The 15,597-nt window shown below is 71.7% G+C and carries 17 protein-coding genes, 1 tRNA gene and 1 riboswitch; of the genes, 5 read left to right on the forward strand and 13 right to left on the reverse strand.

Annotated features, from left to right (window positions below):
* Position 1 precedes the first annotated feature (1 nt).
* Entirely contained in the window at positions 2–2,944 is a 2,943-nt protein-coding gene (locus tag GL259_RS15695) for a hypothetical protein (protein ID WP_159533243.1), read from the forward strand.
* 61 nt (positions 2,945–3,005) lie between these two features.
* On the opposite strand, the gene GL259_RS15700 is transcribed toward GL259_RS15695, so the two are convergent.
* From GL259_RS15700 to GL259_RS15710, 3 genes are all read right to left on the reverse strand, one after another.
* On the reverse strand, positions 3,006–3,326 hold the full coding sequence (locus tag GL259_RS15700; protein WP_159533245.1) for an SMR family transporter: 321 nt from the start codon (positions 3,324–3,326) through the stop codon (positions 3,006–3,008).
* Positions 3,327–3,359: 33 nt separating this feature from the next.
* Positions 3,360–3,426: riboswitch (guanidine-III (ykkC-III) riboswitch) on the reverse strand.
* A gap of 113 nt (positions 3,427–3,539) precedes the next feature.
* Complete coding sequence (locus GL259_RS15705) at positions 3,540–3,896, reverse strand: co-chaperone GroES (RefSeq protein ID WP_159533247.1); 357 nt, start codon at positions 3,894–3,896, stop codon at positions 3,540–3,542.
* A gap of 44 nt (positions 3,897–3,940) precedes the next feature.
* Complete coding sequence (locus GL259_RS15710; RefSeq protein ID WP_159533249.1) at positions 3,941–4,270, reverse strand: DUF3618 domain-containing protein; 330 nt, start codon at positions 4,268–4,270, stop codon at positions 3,941–3,943.
* Between the two features lie 139 nt (positions 4,271–4,409).
* On the opposite strand from GL259_RS15710, the gene bcp reads away from it, so the two are divergent.
* Together bcp and GL259_RS15720 are read left to right on the forward strand one after the other, a co-directional pair.
* On the forward strand, positions 4,410–4,877 hold the full coding sequence (bcp, locus tag GL259_RS15715; protein WP_159533251.1) for a thioredoxin-dependent thiol peroxidase: 468 nt from the start codon (positions 4,410–4,412) through the stop codon (positions 4,875–4,877).
* A 246-nt stretch (positions 4,878–5,123) separates the two neighbouring features.
* Positions 5,124–5,208, forward strand: a tRNA-Leu gene (locus GL259_RS15720).
* Between the two features lie 44 nt (positions 5,209–5,252).
* Here the strand turns inward: GL259_RS15720 and rdgB are convergent.
* The 4 genes from rdgB to GL259_RS15740 all read right to left on the reverse strand — a co-directional run bounded on the left by rdgB (position 5,253) and on the right by GL259_RS15740 (position 7,527).
* The gene (gene rdgB / locus GL259_RS15725) at positions 5,253–5,855 is read right to left on the reverse strand and encodes an RdgB/HAM1 family non-canonical purine NTP pyrophosphatase (protein WP_159533253.1); all 603 of its coding nucleotides are present in this window, start codon (positions 5,853–5,855) and stop codon (positions 5,253–5,255) included.
* 67 nt (positions 5,856–5,922) lie between these two features.
* Positions 5,923–6,321 carry a hypothetical protein gene (locus GL259_RS15730; RefSeq protein WP_159533255.1) on the reverse strand — a complete coding sequence of 133 codons (399 nt, stop codon included), beginning with the start codon at positions 6,319–6,321 and terminating at the stop codon, positions 5,923–5,925.
* A gap of 144 nt (positions 6,322–6,465) precedes the next feature.
* The gene (gene rph / locus GL259_RS15735; RefSeq protein ID WP_159533257.1) at positions 6,466–7,203 is read right to left on the reverse strand and encodes a ribonuclease PH; all 738 of its coding nucleotides are present in this window, start codon (positions 7,201–7,203) and stop codon (positions 6,466–6,468) included.
* Positions 7,204–7,293: 90 nt separating this feature from the next.
* Positions 7,294–7,527 carry a PTS glucose/sucrose transporter subunit IIB gene (locus tag GL259_RS15740; protein ID WP_030868674.1) on the reverse strand — a complete coding sequence of 78 codons (234 nt, stop codon included), beginning with the start codon at positions 7,525–7,527 and terminating at the stop codon, positions 7,294–7,296.
* Positions 7,528–7,801: 274 nt separating this feature from the next.
* Between GL259_RS15740 and GL259_RS15745 the strand changes: the two genes are divergently transcribed.
* Together GL259_RS15745 and GL259_RS15750 are read left to right on the forward strand one after the other, a co-directional pair.
* On the forward strand, positions 7,802–9,028 hold the full coding sequence (locus GL259_RS15745) for a PTS transporter subunit EIIC (RefSeq protein ID WP_243762571.1): 1,227 nt from the start codon (positions 7,802–7,804) through the stop codon (positions 9,026–9,028).
* A 210-nt stretch (positions 9,029–9,238) separates the two neighbouring features.
* On the forward strand, positions 9,239–10,486 hold the full coding sequence (locus tag GL259_RS15750) for a PTS transporter subunit EIIC (RefSeq protein WP_159533259.1): 1,248 nt from the start codon (positions 9,239–9,241) through the stop codon (positions 10,484–10,486).
* An 84-nt stretch (positions 10,487–10,570) separates the two neighbouring features.
* On the opposite strand, the gene GL259_RS15755 is transcribed toward GL259_RS15750, so the two are convergent.
* The 6 genes from GL259_RS15755 to GL259_RS15780 all read right to left on the reverse strand — a co-directional run bounded on the left by GL259_RS15755 (position 10,571) and on the right by GL259_RS15780 (position 15,368).
* Positions 10,571–11,323 carry an MBL fold metallo-hydrolase gene (locus tag GL259_RS15755; RefSeq protein ID WP_159533261.1) on the reverse strand — a complete coding sequence of 251 codons (753 nt, stop codon included), beginning with the start codon at positions 11,321–11,323 and terminating at the stop codon, positions 10,571–10,573.
* Between the two features lie 499 nt (positions 11,324–11,822).
* Positions 11,823–12,773 carry a cysteine synthase gene (locus GL259_RS15760; protein WP_159533263.1) on the reverse strand — a complete coding sequence of 317 codons (951 nt, stop codon included), beginning with the start codon at positions 12,771–12,773 and terminating at the stop codon, positions 11,823–11,825.
* 5 nt (positions 12,774–12,778) lie between these two features.
* Positions 12,779–13,057: a MoaD/ThiS family protein gene (locus GL259_RS15765; RefSeq protein WP_159533265.1), complete on the reverse strand. Its 279-nt coding sequence runs from the start codon at positions 13,055–13,057 to the stop codon at positions 12,779–12,781.
* Between the two features lie 125 nt (positions 13,058–13,182).
* The gene (locus tag GL259_RS39520; RefSeq protein WP_323056066.1) at positions 13,183–13,278 is read right to left on the reverse strand and encodes a putative leader peptide; all 96 of its coding nucleotides are present in this window, start codon (positions 13,276–13,278) and stop codon (positions 13,183–13,185) included.
* A gap of 110 nt (positions 13,279–13,388) precedes the next feature.
* The gene (locus GL259_RS15775) at positions 13,389–13,811 is read right to left on the reverse strand and encodes a M67 family metallopeptidase (RefSeq protein ID WP_159533269.1); all 423 of its coding nucleotides are present in this window, start codon (positions 13,809–13,811) and stop codon (positions 13,389–13,391) included.
* A gap of 132 nt (positions 13,812–13,943) precedes the next feature.
* The gene (locus tag GL259_RS15780; RefSeq protein ID WP_159533271.1) at positions 13,944–15,368 is read right to left on the reverse strand and encodes an amino acid permease; all 1,425 of its coding nucleotides are present in this window, start codon (positions 15,366–15,368) and stop codon (positions 13,944–13,946) included.
* Positions 15,369–15,597: the final 229 nt, after the last annotated feature.

Here is a 15,597-nt window from a genome sequence, read left to right on the forward strand (position 1 = left end):
GATGCCGACCGCACCCCAGACCACCGACGAGCTGTACCAGGCGCTCCAGGAGAACGACCGGCGCCCCTACGGCCGCACCCGCACCGTCACCGCCGAGGAACTCGTCGACGCCGCGGAGCAGTTCGCCGAGCCCGTCCCGCTGATCCACGCGCTGCTCGAACTCCAGGAGGCGTACACCTACGGCTCCGAGCCCCGCAAGTCGCCCGTCGTCTTCGCCCGTCTGCTCACCCTCTTCGACGAGCAGCCCGACGTCTTCGACGAGCGCCTGCGCCACATGCTGTTCTGGCGGTTCAAGTGGGTGGCGAACGCCCTGCGCGCGCTGCCGGAGATACCGCTGGCCAGCCTGCGCCAGTGGCTCACCGAGATGCGCGACCGGTACGAGAAGGCCGGCCTCGGCCTCCAGCCGTACTACGGGCAGGCGTACCAGCTCGCCGCCCACACCGGCGAGGACACCTCCCTCGCCTACGAGCTGTGGGCGGGCCGCGCCCGCACCCGGCTCAGCGACTGCGAGGCCTGCGAGATCTGCGAGCGCGCCCTGTACCACCTCGCGGCGGGCGACGACGAGCGTGCGCTGCGCACCTGGGAGCCCGTCCTGGCCGGGAAGGAGTCGTGCCAGGAGGAGCCGGCCCGCTCCGTCTCGTACGCGCTGCTGCCCCTGCTGCGCACCGGCCGCGCCGACCGGGCGCGCGAACTGCACCTCGCCGGCCACCGCCTCTGCCGCCGCAACCCCTCGATGTCCGGGGAGGTCGGCCGCCACCTGGAGTTCTGCGCGCTGACCGGCAACGAGGCCCGCGGCCTGGAACTGCTCGCCGAGAACCGGAACCTGTTCGACGAGGTGCACTCGCCCCGGGACCTGTACGACTTCCTCACCGGCGTGGAGGTCCTCCTCCAGCGCGTCGAACTCCTCGGCCACGGCGAACTGCCCGCCGCCGGGTACGCGGGCCGCGCCTGGACGGTGGCCGGCCTGCGCGCCGAGGTGCGCGGCCGCGCCGACGACCTCGCCGCCCGCTTCGACGCCCGCAACGGCACCACGGCCCACACCGACCGCCGCAGGGCCCGCCTCGACCGCGCCCCGCTCCTGGACGCGCTGGAGCTGACCCTGCGCACCCGCAGCCTCGACGACGTGGCCCCGGCCGCCCCGGCCGCCGCGCCCGCCGTCCGTACGGCCGCCGACGTCCCCGACGCGCTGCCCGAGCTCATCCTCCGGGCCCGGGCCCTGGACGAGCAGGGGCACCCGGACGCGCAGGCCTGCTGGGCGCGGCTGCGCACGCTCGCCGCCGCCCGCGACTACGTCCACCCCGACGACCCGGCCGTGGGCCCGTTCGTACGGCTGCGCGCGGACCTGCTCGCCGAGGAGGCGAGCCGGGCGGGCCGGAAGGACGAGTACGCCGACGCCGTCGCCCTCCACGAGGAGGCCGCGGGCCTGTACGACGACGCCGGGGAGCCGGGGCACGCGGCGTTCGCCCGCGCCTGCGCCCTGCTCGCCGCCGCCGAGATCCCCGGGCAGGACACCGGCGGAGCCGGCGCGGCCGGGGCGAAGGCCGCCGCGCTGACCGCCGCCCACGCGTCCCTGGTCCGCCTGCACGAGGAGACGCCCGGCCTCGCCCCGTACCAGGAGGCCCGCCTGCTGCGGCTGCGGGCGACCGCGCTCGGCCTGCGCCTGCAGACGACGGGCAGCGAGGAGCACGTCGCACCGGTCCTCGCCGAGGCGGACCTGCTGCACGCGTTCGCCACCCGGCACGACATCGCCGGGCAGGTCTCCGGCGCCCTGCTGCTGCGGGCCAGCACGTACGCCCTCTCCGGCGACCTGCCCGCCGCGGTCACCGAGATCGACGCCCTCCTCGACCGGCTGAAGGCGCACGGCCCCGCCTGGCACCTGCCCCGCACGCTCGGACTGCGCGGTCGGCTCCGGCTCGGCCTCCAGGACGCGGAGGCCGCGCACGCGGACCTGACCGAGGCCCTGCGACGGGCGGCCGACTGGCCGGCCGACGCGGTCGACGCCGCCCGCCTCCACGGTGACCTGGCCGAGGCCGTCATGCACCTGGGCCGCCCCGACGAGGCGCTGCGGCACCTGACCCGCTCCGCGGAGCTGGAGCTGCGCCACGGCAGCCGGACGGACGCGTTCTGCACCTACAGCAACGCGGCCCGGCTCAGCCTCGACCTGGGCCGCGTCGAGGACTGCATCGCGCTGCTCGACTCCCTGCTGGCCGAACCGGACGTCGCCGCGGGAGAGCTGGACGACCGGCTCGTCGCCCAGCTGCGCCTGACCCGCGCCCGCGCGCTGCACGCGGGCGCGGACCTCAAGGCCGCCACGGCGGAGTTCGTCGCCCTCGCCGCCGAGTCGGCCGGCTGGGACGACGACCCGGGCAGCCACGCCATGATCGCCGCGGAGACCGCCGTGCTGCTCGGCGAGTCCGGCGAGTTCGGCCGGGCCCGCGAGGCCGCGGACCAGGCGCTCGCCGCCCACGCCCGGGCCCCGCGCTACGAGCAGCTCAGCGGCTGCCTGCGCGAGCTCGCCCGTCTCCAGGCCCAGCGGCAGGGCCCCGACGGCCTGGCGGACGCCCGTGCCTTCCTCGCCGACGCCGGCCGGATCGCCGACGAGGCCCGCGCCGCCGGGTACGAGGCCCACGGCCGCTCCCTGGACACCGCCCTGGCCTACGAGCACGGGCGGGTGGGCGCCTACGCCGGTGCGTACGAGGACGCCCTGGCCGCCCTGGAGAAGGCCCTCGCCCTGCTCGGCGAGCCGGGACCGGAGCAGGACCGGGCCGGCGAGTGGGCCGAGTGCGTCCGCCTCGCGGGCGCCGTGGAGGGCATCTACCTGGAACGGCCCGCGCCCGCCCTGGCCCGCCTCGACGCGGCGGTCTCCCGCCTCACCGCCCTGGGCCACACCGAGGAGACCGAACCGCTGGCCTCCCTGGCGGCCCGGCTGCGCGACGAGGAGTGACACGGCGGGCCCGGCGCCGGGGCACGGGCCCGTCCCGGCACCGGGACGGGCCCGTGCCCCCTCAGTGGCCGGAGGTCGCCTTCAGCCCCACCACGGCGACCACCAGCAGACAGACGAAGAAGATCCGGGCGGCGGTCACCGGCTCCCCCAGCACCACCATGCCCAGCACCGCCGCCCCGGCCGCGCCGATCCCCACCCACACGCCGTAGGCCGTACCGATGGGCAGCGTACGGGCGGCGTAGGACAGCAGCAGCATGCTGCCGACGATGCCGGCACCCGTGAGAACGCTGGGGACGAGGCGGGTGAAGCCGTCGGTGTACTTCATGCCGACCGCCCAGCCGACCTCCAGCAGACCGGCGACGACGAGCAGAACCCAGGCCATGACGGGCACCTCCGGGACACGAACGGAAACGGGGGTGCGTCGTCTTTGCCTTCACCCGGTACGGCGCGTCTCGTCGGGGCCCGTGGAGCCACGGGGGCTCCGCACGGGTCCTTCCACTCTAACCACGGCGACGGGGAAGGGGCCGGTGACCATGGTCACCGGCCCCTTCCCCGCTCTTGCGCGGAACTGACGGAACTGACGAATCTGACGGTCCTACAGGTACAAGCCGGTCGAGTCCTCGGAGCCCTCGAAGCGGTCCGCGGCCACGGCGTGCAGGTCGCGCTCCCGCATCAGCACGTACCCGACGCCCCGCACCTCGACCTCCGCCCGGTCCTCCGGATCGAACAGCACCCGGTCACCCGGCTCCACGGTCCGTACGTTCTGTCCCACCGCGACGACCTCGGCCCAGGCCAGCCGGCGGCCCACCGCCGCCGTCGCGGGAATCAGGATCCCGCCCCCGGAACGCCGCTCGCCCTCGCTCTTGTCCTGCCGCACGAGTACGCGGTCGTGCAGCATCCGGATGGGCAGCTTGTCGTCCTGGGAGCTGTGCTCGTGTCTGTTGGCGCTCACGTCCTGAAACCTACCTGCCTCCGCCGCGCTCGCACGCGGGTGGGTCAGCCCTTTCGCCGCCGGGCGGTCATCGTCAGCAGGCCGACCACGCCCACCACCAGCAACGCCACCGGAACCACCCGCTCCAGCCGGGGGGATCCCTCCTCGTCCACGAACTGCGCCTTCACATCGCTCACCGCGTGGTTGACGCGGACGTACGCCCGCCCGAGCGTGTGGTCCACGTTGGCGGCGACCCTGGCCTTCGCGTCGCCCACGATCGTCTTCGGGTGCACCCGCACGCCGATCTCGTCCAGGGTCTCGGCCAGCACCGCACGACGGCGCCTGATGTCCGCCTCGATCTGCGCCGGGGTTCTGGTGTCCGCCGTGTCCGCCACCGTGTCGCCTCCGAAATCCGCTGATACCTGTGCCGGACAGTCTGTCAGCTTCACGCCGCGCCGCACTGTCAGGACCCCCGGTTACCCTCGATCCCGGCACCTGACCCACGCAGCGCGCACGTACGAGGAGACCAGACCGATGAGCGAACGCCTCCAGCCCGGGGACGAGGCCCCCGCCTTCACCCTGCCCGACGCCGACGGCAAGGAGGTGTCCCTGGCCGACCACAGGGGCCGCAAGGTCATCGTCTACTTCTACCCGGCCGCGCTCACCCCCGGCTGCACCAAGCAGGCCTGCGACTTCACCGACAACCTGGAGCTGCTGGCGGGCGCCGGCTACGACGTGATCGGCATCTCCCCCGACAAGCCGGAGAAGCTCGCCAAGTTCCGCGAGAAGGAGTCCCTGAGGGTCACCCTGCTCGCCGACCCCGACAAGCGGGTCCTGGAGGCGTACGGCGCCCACGGCGAGAAGAAGCTCTACGGCAAGACGGTGGTCGGCGTCATCCGCTCCACGGTCGTCGTCGACGAGGAGGGCAAGGTCGAACGCGCCCTCTACAACGTCAAGGCGACGGGCCACGTGGCCAAGATCATCAAGGATCTGGGCGTCTGAGCGACCGCGCCCGCGAACGGCCCGCACCGGCGATCCGGTGCGGGCCGCCCCGCATTCCGCGCGGGAGCGTCCGGCCGCCGACGGGGACCGGAGCGCCGGCCGCCGGGAGAACCCGCGGCACCCGTGCCCCAACTGCCATGCCCCGGCGAAGACCTGGTGCCGCCGGAAGGGAAGGGCGACCCTCGCGGGGCAACCCGTTCCCCCGTACACTGAGCGTCGCCGGTCAGACGTGATGACCGTTTTTGAGCGGCCGTGATGGAATTTGGCAGTCATGCTGGGTTTAGGTCCCAGTGGGTTAACACCCGTGTGGGTTCGAGTCCCACCGGCCGCACGCACACGGAGGGGCCGTCCGGCCGGACGGCCCCTCCGGCGTCCTCAGCCCACCAACTCCCGCACCACCGGCACCAGGGCCCGGAACGCCTCGCCCCGGTGGCTGATCGCGTTCTTCTCGGCCGGGGTCAGTTCCGCGCAGGTGCGGGTCTCGCCCTCCGGCTGGAGGATCGGGTCGTAGCCGAAGCCGCCGGCGCCGGCGGGGGCGTGGCGGAGGGTGCCCCGCAACCGGCCCTCGACCACGCGTTCCGTGCCGTCGGGGAGGGCGAGGGCCGCCGCGCAGGCGAAGTGGGCGCCCCGGTGCTCGTCGGCGATGTCGGAGAGCTGGGCGAGCAGGAGGTCCAGGTTGGCCCGGTCGTCGCCGTGACGGCCCGCCCAGCGGGCGGAGAAGATGCCGGGGGCGCCGTTGAGGACGTCGACGCAGAGGCCGGAGTCGTCGGCGACGGCGGGCAGGCCCGTGGCCCGGGCGAGGGCGTGGGCCTTGAGGAGGGCGTTCTCGGCGAAGGTGACGCCGGTTTCCCTGACGTCGGGGACCTCGGGGTAGGCGTCGGCGCCGACGAGTTCGTGCGGCAGGCCGGCCTCGGCGAGGATGGCCCTCAGTTCGGTGATCTTTCCGGCGTTGCGGGTGGCGAGGATCAGGCGGGTCATGGGGTCCAGTATCCCGGGCCCCACGACCGGCCCCCCGCGGCGTCCCCGCGGCGCCCTTGCGGGGTCCCTACGGGGTGCAGACCTTGGTCAGTTCGCCGGCCGCGTCGGTGACGGGGCCGATGTCGGGGGTCCTGTCGCCGTTCTCCACCGACGTGCGGACGTTGTCGACGGCCTGGTCGAGGTCGTCGACGGCCCGGGAGACGTCGGCGTTGTCGGTCTTGTCGCCTATCTCGCCGAGGTTCTTGTCGATGGAGTCGAGGGACTCCTCGAGCTGGGTGACGTCGTTGGAGGCGTTCTCCACGGCCTGCTGCATGTCGGTGACGCTGTCGGCGATGGCGTCGGCGGTCTGGACGCAGTCCAGTGCCTTGTCGACGGCGTCGCAGCCGGTGGTGAGTCCGGCGGTCAGCGCGACGGCCGCCAGGGTGGCGGCGACGGCTGCGGTGCGGCGTCGGCGGCTCGCGGCCATGGAACGGTCCCTCCCTCGTCGGGCCGGTCGTCGGCCCGGGTCACTGGCCGGGCGCGCGGTGTCGAGCCGTGCGCCCGTACTTGTCCAGACGCGGCGGCGGCCGGCGCGGTTGCCCGGCGTCGGCCGCCTTTCTTGGTGCGTCCTTTACCTTTCGGTGACGGTATCAAGCGCGGCGCGCTGCGCGGCGGCCAGTTCGGCGCAGCCGGCGACGCCGAGGTCGAGGAGGGCGTCGAGTTCGTCGCGGGCGAAGGGCTGGGCCTCGGCGGTGCCCTGGACCTCGACGAAGCGGCCGTCGCCGGTGCAGACGACGTTCATGTCGGTGTCGGCCTTGACGTCCTCCTCGTAGCAGAGGTCGAGGAGGGGGACGCCGCCGACGATGCCGACGGAGACGGCGCTGACGGTGCCGGTCAGCGGCTGGCGGCCGGCCTTGACCAGTTTCCTGGACCGGGCCCAGGCGACGGCGTCGGCGAGGGCGACGTAGGAGCCGGTGATGGCGGCGGTGCGGGTGCCGCCGTCGGCCTGGAGGACGTCGCAGTCGAGGACGACGGTGTTCTCGCCGAGGGCCTTGTAGTCGATGACGGCGCGCAGGGAGCGGCCGATGAGGCGGCTGATCTCGTGGGTGCGGCCGCCGATGCGGCCCTTGACGGACTCGCGGTCGCCGCGGGTGTTGGTGGCCCGGGGGAGCATCGCGTACTCGGCGGTGACCCAGCCCTCGCCGCTGCCCTTGCGCCAGCGGGGGACGCCTTCGGTGACGGAGGCGGTGCACAGGACCTTGGTGTCGCCGAAGGAGACGAGGACGGAGCCTTCGGCGTGCTTGCTCCAGCCGCGTTCGATGGTGACCGGGCGGAGTTGTTCGGGGGTGCGGCCGTCGATTCGAGACATGGCGCCGAGCCTAGCCGTACCTGCGGAAGGGGCCCCTCCCGCGGTGGGAAGGGGCCCTCGAGGAGTGAAGCCGGGGACGATGCCGGCTCCTCACATCATGTCTTCGATCTCCGCGGCGATGGGGTCGGCGTCGGTTCCGATGACGACCTGGATGGCGCTGCCCATCTTGACGACGCCGTGGGCGCCGGCGGCCTTCAGGGCGGCTTCGTCGACCTTGGCCGGGTCGACGACCTCCGTGCGCAGGCGGGTGATGCAGCCCTCGACCTCTTCGATGTTGTCGATGCCGCCGAGCCCGGCAACGATCTTCTCAGCCTTGGTGGCCATGTTCGTTCTCCCTGATCCGAACCGCTTTGTCGCAGTAACCCACAGTTGGCCCATCTTTGCGAGCGGTCATGTCGTGGGTGCCGAATGATGGCGTCACGACAGCGGAACCGTCCTCCCGACTGGTCTACACCACCGGGTGGACTGCCGCCAAACCCGTCGTCAGTGCTTCCCAGCGAAGGGGGACCGGATGAGTGCCGACCGTCCCGCCGGCGCCGAGGGGACGGCCGGTCCCGCGCGGGAACGCCGGCACCGGTTGTACCAGGGTCTGCAGAAGATGGGCCGGAGCCTGCAGCTGCCGATCGCGGTGCTGCCGGCGGCGGGCATCCTCAACCGGCTGGGGCAGCCGGACGTGTTCGGCGACGACGGTCTCGGCTGGACGAACGTCTCCAAGGTGATGGTGGGCGCGGGCGGCGCGCTGCTGGACGGTTCGCTGGGGCTGCCGCTGCTGTTCTGCGTCGGCGTGGCCATCGGCATGGCGAAGAAGGCGGACGGTTCGACGGCGCTGGCGGCGGTGACGGGGTTCCTCGTCTACTTCAACGTGCTGCGGCAGTTCCCGGAGGACTGCCCGGAGGGGTCGCGGGCGGTGCCGCAGGTCGGGTGCCGGGTGACCGAGGGGGCGGAGACGGTGACCGCCTTCACGTACCAGAACCCGGGGGTCTTCGGCGGCATCGTCATGGGGCTGCTGGCGGCCTACTTCTGGCAGCGGTTCCACCGCACCAGGCTGGTGGACTGGCTGGGCTTCTTCAACGGCCGCCGTCTCGTCCCGATCATCATGGCGTTCGTGGCGATCCTGTTCGCGGCGCTGTGCCTGTGGGTCTGGCCGCCGATCGGTGACGCGCTGGAGAGCTTCAGCGACTGGCTCAGCGACCTGGGCGCATGGGGCGCGGGCGTGTTCGGCGTGGCCAACCGGGCGCTGCTGGTGATCGGGCTGCACCAGTTCCTGAACGTGCCGATGTGGTTCCAGTTCGGCAGCTACACCAAGCCGGACGGCACGGTGGTGCACGGCGACATCAACATGTTCCTGGCGGGCGACCCGACCGCGGGCCAGTTCACCACCGGCTTCTTCCCGATCATGATGTTCGCCCTGCCGGCCGCCGCGCTGGCGATCACGCACTGCGCGAGGCCGCACCGCCGCAAGGAGGTCGGCGGGCTGATGCTGTCGGTGGCGCTGACGTCGTTCGTGACCGGCATCACCGAGCCGCTGGAGTACTCCTTCCTCTTCATCGCGCCGGCGCTGTACGTGGTCCACGCGGTGCTGACGGGCGTGTCGATGGCGGTGACGTGGGGGCTGGGGGTGAAGGACGGGTTCAGCTTCTCGGCCGGGCTCATCGACTACGTCATCAACTGGAACCTGGCCACCAGGCCGTGGCTGATCGTCCCGGTCGGGCTGTGCTTCGCGGCGGTGTACTACGCGGTCTTCCGCTTCGCGATCGTGAAGTTCGACCTGAGGACTCCGGGGCGGGAGCCGGAGGAGGAGGTGGAGGACACCGCGAAGGCGTGACTGCTTAGGCTGGAGGCGGCTGTTCGGGCCCTCGGACCTCGTGGTCCGAGGGCTCTTCGGTGTGCCCGCGGGAGGGTTCCGGCCGGCGGCCGGGGCGGGCACGGTGGGTAGCGCGCCGGTAGCAGGATTCACGGGTTCCTCATGCGGCCCCCCTCGTGCTAGAACAGGTCTACACCAGTAGTGGTGTAGACCACCACCGATGGAGGAAGTATGAGCACCGCCACCGCCTCGGCGGCCCCCGCGAAGAAGCGGGGATCCGGCCTGTTCCAGGGCCTGCAGAAGGTCGGCCGCAGCCTTCAGCTCCCGATCGCAGTCCTGCCGGCGGCCGGCATCCTGCTGCGGCTCGGCCAGGCCGACGTCCAGGAGAAGCTGAACCTGCCCGACAAGGTCACGGCGGTGTTCGCCACGGCGGGTGGCGCGATCTTCGACAACCTGCCGATGCTGTTCTGCATCGGTGTCGCGATCGGCTTCGCGAAGAAGGCCGACGGCTCCACCGCGCTGGCCGCCCTGGTGGGCTTCCTGGTCTACAGCAACGTCCTGAAGGCGTTCCCCGTCACCGAGGCGAAGGTGCAGGACGGCGCGGACATAGCCGCCACCTACAACAACCCCGGTGTCCTCGGCGGCATCCTGATGGGCCTGCTGGCGGCGGTGCTGTGGCAGCGCTACCACCGCAAGAAGCTGGTGGACTGGCTCGGCTTCTTCAACGGCCGCCGTCTCGTCCCGATCATCATGGCCTTCGTCGGCACCGCCATGGGCGTCTTCTTCGGCCTGGTCTGGGAGCCGATCGGCGAGGGCATCTCGAACGTCGGCGAGTGGATCACCGAGCTGGGCGCCGTCGGCGCGGGTCTGTTCGGCCTCGTCAACCGCGCGCTGATCCCGGTCGGCATGCACCAGTTCGTCAACACCGTCTCCTGGTTCCAGATCGGTGACTTCACCAACGCCGCGGGCGAGGTGGTCCACGGCGACCTGAACCGCTTCTTCGCCGGTGACCCGGACGCGGGGCAGTTCATGTCGGGCTTCTTCCCGATCATGATGTTCGGTCTGCCGGCCGCCGCCCTCGCCATCGCGCACGCCGCCCGCCCGGAGCGCCGCAAGGCCGTGACGGGCATGATGGTCTCCCTCGCGCTGACCTCCTTCGTCACCGGTGTGACCGAGCCGATCGAGTTCGCGTTCATGTTCATCGCGCCGGCGCTGTACGTGATCCACGCGGTGCTGACCGCCCTGTCCATGGCGATCACCTGGGCGCTCGGAGTGCACACGGGCTTCACCTTCTCGGCGGGCTTCATCGACTACGCGCTCAACTGGAACCTGGCGACCAAGCCCTGGCTGATCATCCCGATCGGTCTGGTGTTCGCGGCGATCTACTACGTGCTCTTCCGCTTCGCCATCGTCAAGTTCAACCTGCCGACCCCGGGCCGTGAGCCCGAGGAGGAGGTCGAGGACGCCACGAAGGCGTGAGCCGTCCGCGTCCGACGCGTACGGCACGACGAGGCCCCCGGAGCCGGTGACGGCTCCGGGGGCCTCGTCGTCGCGTTCCCGGGCTCAGACCCCGTACGTCGCCCCCGGCGCCGCCAGCTCCACCGGACCGTCGTACACCGCGCGGGCGTCGGCGAGGTTGACCTGGGGGTCGGTCCACGGGGGGATGTGGGTGAGGACCAGGCGGCGGGCGTGGGCGCGGGCCGCGGTCTCACCCGCCTCGCGGCCGTTGAGGTGCAGGTCGGGGATGTTCTCCTTGCCGTGCGTGAAGGCGGCCTCGCACAGGAACAGGTCGGCGTCGCGGGCGAGTTCGTCCAGGGACGTGCTCACTCCCGTGTCGCCGGAGTAGGTCAGCGTCCTGCCGCCGTGCTCGATGCGGATGCCGTACGCCTCCACCGGATGCGCGACGCGCTCGGTGTGGACGGTGAACGGGCCGATCTCGAAGGTGGACGGCTTGACCGTGTGGAAGTCGAAGACCTCGCTCATCGAGGAGGCCGAGGGGGTGTCGGCGTAGGCGGTGGTCAGCCGGTGCTCGGTGCCCTCGGGTCCGTAGACAGGGAGGGGGTCGCAGCGACCGCCGTCGTGCCGGTAGTAGCGCGCCACGAAGTACGCGCACATGTCGATGCAGTGATCGGCGTGCAGGTGGCTGAGGAAGATCGCGTCGAGGTCGTAGAGACCGCAGTGGCGCTGCAGCTCGCCAAGGGCGCCGTTGCCCAGGTCGAGGAGCAGCCGGAAGCCGTCGGCCTCGACGAGGTAGCTCGAGCAGGCCGACTCCGCGGACGGGAACGACCCCGAGCAGCCGACGACGGTGAGCTTCATGAAGCAGAAACCTCCGCTGGCGGGGATGTGAAGACGGGGGTCGTGCGGTTCGTCGAGCGTAAGGCGCAAAACCCATGGTCGCTCCTCCGCCAGGGGCTGTTGTGGGCGAACTCACCTGTGCTGTCACCGGTTCGGCTGGAAGCGGGGCTTCCGGGTGCCGTGCGGGAGCGCGCGGGGGCGGCCCGCGCCGGTGCCGCCGGGACGCGGGCACGTCCTGGCGGCACCGGCGCGGGCCGCGGTGGTGCCGCCCGCGCCGGTCGCCCCGCCCGCCGGCGGGCGGGGCCGGGGGCGGGCGGGTTCCCCGGGGACGGACGGGCCGCGCGAGGCGCCGGCGGGGGGCTTCCGGCGGCGGGCGGGCGTGGTGGACCCGGAGGTGCGGGACCGGGTGCGGCATCCCGCGGGGTGAGGTCCCGGGCGCGCGAGAAGGGGCCGGAGGTACGCCTCCGGCCCCTGCGCGAGGTGTCCGCCGCCGGTGTGCTCCCGGCCGGCGGGTGTCGCCCTACGCCCAGAGCTGGCCCTGGAGCGTGTCGATGGCCTCCTCCGTCGTCGCGGCCGTGTACACGCCGGTCGACAGGTACTTCCAGCCGCCGTCGGCGACGACGAAGACGACGTCGGCGGACTCCCCCGCCTTCTGCGCCTTCCGGGCGACGCCGATCGCCGCGTGCAGGGCCGCGCCGGTGGAGACTCCGGCGAAGATGCCCTCCTGCTGGAGCAGTTCGCGCGTGCGGGTGACCGCGTCGGCGGAGCCGACCGAGAAGCGGGTGGTGAGGACGGAGGCGTCGTACAGCTCGGGGACGAAGCCCTCGTCGAGGTTGCGCAGGCCGTAGACCAGGTCGTCATAGCGCGGTTCGGCGGCCACGATCCGCACGTCCGGCTTGTGCTCGCGCAGGTAGCGGCCGACGCCCATCAGGGTGCCGGTGGTGCCGAGGCCGGCCACGAAGTGGGTGATCGAGGGCAGGTCGGCGAGGATCTCGGGGCCGGTGGTGGCGTAGTGGGCGCCCGCGTTGTCCGGGTTGCCGTACTGGTAGAGCATCACCCAGTCCGGGTGCTCGGCGGAGAGCTCCTTGGCGACCCGTACGGCGGTGTTGGAGCCGCCCGCGGCCGGGGAGGAGATGATCTCCGCGCCCCACATGCGGAGCAGGTCGCGGCGCTCCTGGGAGGTGTTCTCGGGCATCACGCAGACCATGCGGTAGCCCTTGAGCTTGGCGGCCATGGCGAGCGAGATGCCGGTGTTGCCGCTGGTCGGCTCCAGGATCGTGCAGCCCGGGGTGAGACGGCCGTCCTTCTCCGCCTGCTCGATCATGAACAGGGCCGGGCGGTCCTTGATCGATCCGGTCGGGTTGCGGTCCTCCAGCTTGGCCCAGATCCGGACGTCGGCGGAGGGCGACAGCCGCGGCAGGCGCACCAGGGGGGTGTTGCCCACCGCGGCCAGCGGGGAGTCGTACCGCATCCCGATCAGGCCATGCCGCCGGCGACGGCCGGCAGGATCGTGACGTTGTCGCCGTCGGCGAGCTTGGTGTTGATGCCGTCGAGGAAGCGGACGTCCTCGTCGTTCAGGTAGACGTTGACGAAGCGGCGCAGCTGGTCCCCGTCCACGATGCGGGCCTGGATGCCCGCGTGCCGGGTCTCGAGGTCGGCGAAGAGCTCGGCGAGGGTGTCTCCGGCCCCCTCCACCGCCTTCTGGCCGTCGGTGTACTGGCGGAGGATGGTCGGGATGCGGACCTCGATGGCCATGGCTGAGGGCTCCTGTCGGAAAGGGGTGTCGTCTGGTCGGTGGGCGTGCGGCGGCGCGGAAGGTGCGTGTCGTACGCGGTGGGGCGGCGCCGCGGCTCACGGGCCGTACGGCGGCAGGGTGGTCGTCAACAGATGGCGCTGGCGAGCCTGCACAGGTCGACGTGCAGCCGCGCCACGAGCAGCTTGCCCGGCGTCTTGTCGCTCACGTCGTGGAGAACCATGGGGGCATCGTATCGATTCCCGGTCGGCGGGTCCGAGTGTGATCTCACATTGCGGATGTTCGCCGACCAGGATGTGAAATCCCGCAGGTCGGCGGCTTCTTCGGGGCCCGTCAGTACGCCTCGACGACCTTGACCTCCTCCTCGGTGACCTCGCCCTCCAGGATCCGGAAGGAGCGGAACTGGAACTCGCCGGCACCGTCGGTGTCGGCGGTGGAGACCAGGACGTAGTGGGCGCCGGGCTCGTTGGCGTAGGAGATGTCGGTGCGGGAGGGGTAGGCCTCGGTCGCGGTGTGGGAGTGGTAGATGACCACCGGCTCCTCGTCGTTGTCGTCCATCTCGCGGTACAGCTTCAGCAGGTCCTGCGAGTCGAACTCGTAGAACGTGGGCGAGCGGGCCGCGTTCAGCATGGGGATGAAGCGCTCGGGGCGGCCGGAGCCCACCGGGCCCGCCACCACGCCGCACGCCTCGTCGGGGTGGTCCTCGCGCGCATGGGCGACGATCTTGTCGTACAGGGCCTGGGTGATGGTCAGCATGGGGCTCAGGATAAGCAGACGGGCCGCCGCGTACCGAGGGGTGGTACGGGGCGGCCCGAATGCCGGACACCCTGAGCGGCCGCCGCGGGGAGTGCCACGAGTACCCCCCACGGCCGGGCGTCCCGTGCGGGGTCAGCCGACCTTCTCGAAGTCCGACTCGCGGCGTGCGGTGACCTCCGGGTTGCGGCTCTTGAGGACCGCCCAGCCGATGCCCAGCGCGACGGCCCAGCCGGCCATCACGTACAGGCAGATCCGGGAGTCCGCGTCGTAGGCGATGAGGCCGGTGACGAAGAGCAGGAACGCGATGGCGATGTAGGAGCAGACCGAGCCGCCGGGCGCCGGGAAGGAGGAGGCGGGCAGCCGGCCCGCGGTCACCCGGCGGCGGTAGAGGACGTGGCTGATCAGGATCATCAGCCAGGTCCAGATGCCGGCCGCGGTGGCGACGGAGGTGACGTAGCCGAAGGCCTTCTCCGGGACGGTGTAGTTCAGGACCACGCCGATGCCCATGAAGACCACCGAGACGCCGATGCCGAGCGCCGGGGTCTTGGTGGAGGACAGCTTGGTGAAGACCTTGGGGGCCTCGCCGCTCTCGGCCAGGTTCCGCAGCATGCGGCCCGTGGAGTACATGCCGGAGTTGCAGGAGGACAGGGCCGCGGTCAGCACGACGAAGTTGACGATGCCCGCGGCGGCCGGGATGCCGATGACGGCGAAGGCCTTCACGAAGGGGCTGACGCCCTCCGCGAACTCGGTCCACTTGACCACGCACAGGATGACCGTGAGCGCGCCGACGTAGAAGAGGGCGATGCGCCAGGGCAGGGTGTTGATCGCCTTGGGGAGGGTCTTCTCCGGGTTCTCGGACTCGCCGGCCGTGACGCCGACGAGCTCGACGGCGAGGTAGGCGAACATGACGCCCTGGAGGGTCATCAGGGACGAGCCGATGCCCTTGGGGAAGAAGCCGTCGAAGGCCCACAGGTTGGAGACCGCGGCGGTGTCACCGGCCTGGCTGAAGCCGAGGGTGAGCACGCCGAGGCCGATCACGATCATGCCGATGATGGCGGTGACCTTGACCATGGAGAACCAGAACTCGATCTCGCCGAAGAGCTTCACCGAGATCAGGTTGGCCGCGAACAGGATGATCAGGAAGACCAGGGCCGACGTCCACTGCGGGACGGCCGGGAACCAGTAGTTGATGTAGATGGCGGCGGCGGTCAGCTCGGCCATGCCGGTGACCACCCACATCAGCCAGTACGTCCAGCCGGTGAAGTAACCGAAGAACGGGCCGAGGAACTCGCGCGAGTACTCGGCGAAGGAGCCCGAGACAGGGCGGTAGAGCAGGAGCTCGCCGAGCGCCCGCATGATGAAGAAGATGATCACGCCGGCGAGGGCGTACATGACGATCAGGCTGGGTCCGGCCTTGGCGATGTTCGCCCCGGCCCCCAGGAAGAGGCCGACGCCGATGGCGCCGCCGATCGCGATCATCTGGACCTGACGGCTGTTGAGGCCGCGCTCGTACCCCTCCTCGGGTACTGCCTCTTTGTCGACCTGCGGTGAGGTCATGTGTGGTGCGCCTTTCTCCATGCCGACCCGGGCCGCTGGTCGGCCTCGGATCGGGTCGCGATCCCCCCGGACTGATGGAGCTGAGCTGTTCGCTCGTGCCTGGCCGGCGGTGGCCGGCTCGGTGGCGCACCCGGCCGAACATTCGGGTGGTGTTCACCGGGCGGTCGTGAAGATGTACCACGGCCACCCCACTGATCACACGGGCGCGTTGTGACGCACCCCACAGGGA

This window comes from Streptomyces sp. Tu 3180, from assembly GCF_009852415.1.
Lineage (GTDB): Bacteria > Actinomycetota > Actinomycetes > Streptomycetales > Streptomycetaceae > Streptomyces.

Coding starts and splice junctions, on each gene's coding strand:
- GL259_RS15760 (WP_159533263.1), bottom strand. CDS start 12,773: ATGCGGTACGACTCCCCGCTGGCCGCGGTGGGCAACACCCCCCTGGTG.
- GL259_RS15740 (WP_030868674.1), bottom strand. CDS start 7,527: ATGGCCACCAAGGCTGAGAAGATCGTTGCCGGGCTCGGCGGCATCGAC.
- GL259_RS15765 (WP_159533265.1), bottom strand. CDS start 13,057: ATGGCCATCGAGGTCCGCATCCCGACCATCCTCCGCCAGTACACCGAC.
- bcp (WP_159533251.1), top strand. CDS start 4,410: ATGAGCGAACGCCTCCAGCCCGGGGACGAGGCCCCCGCCTTCACCCTG.
- GL259_RS15775 (WP_159533269.1), bottom strand. CDS start 13,811: ATGCTGACCATCACCCAGGCCCTGTACGACAAGATCGTCGCCCATGCG.
- GL259_RS15745 (WP_243762571.1), top strand. CDS start 7,802: ATGGGCCGGAGCCTGCAGCTGCCGATCGCGGTGCTGCCGGCGGCGGGC.
- GL259_RS15780 (WP_159533271.1), bottom strand. CDS start 15,368: ATGACCTCACCGCAGGTCGACAAAGAGGCAGTACCCGAGGAGGGGTAC.
- GL259_RS15750 (WP_159533259.1), top strand. CDS start 9,239: ATGAGCACCGCCACCGCCTCGGCGGCCCCCGCGAAGAAGCGGGGATCC.
- GL259_RS39520 (WP_323056066.1), bottom strand. CDS start 13,278: ATGGTTCTCCACGACGTGAGCGACAAGACGCCGGGCAAGCTGCTCGTG.
- rph (WP_159533257.1), bottom strand. CDS start 7,203: ATGTCTCGAATCGACGGCCGCACCCCCGAACAACTCCGCCCGGTCACC.
- GL259_RS15755 (WP_159533261.1), bottom strand. CDS start 11,323: ATGAAGCTCACCGTCGTCGGCTGCTCGGGGTCGTTCCCGTCCGCGGAG.
- GL259_RS15700 (WP_159533245.1), bottom strand. CDS start 3,326: ATGGCCTGGGTTCTGCTCGTCGTCGCCGGTCTGCTGGAGGTCGGCTGG.
- GL259_RS15695 (WP_159533243.1), top strand. CDS start 2: ATGCCGACCGCACCCCAGACCACCGACGAGCTGTACCAGGCGCTCCAG.
- rdgB (WP_159533253.1), bottom strand. CDS start 5,855: ATGACCCGCCTGATCCTCGCCACCCGCAACGCCGGAAAGATCACCGAA.
- GL259_RS15730 (WP_159533255.1), bottom strand. CDS start 6,321: ATGGCCGCGAGCCGCCGACGCCGCACCGCAGCCGTCGCCGCCACCCTG.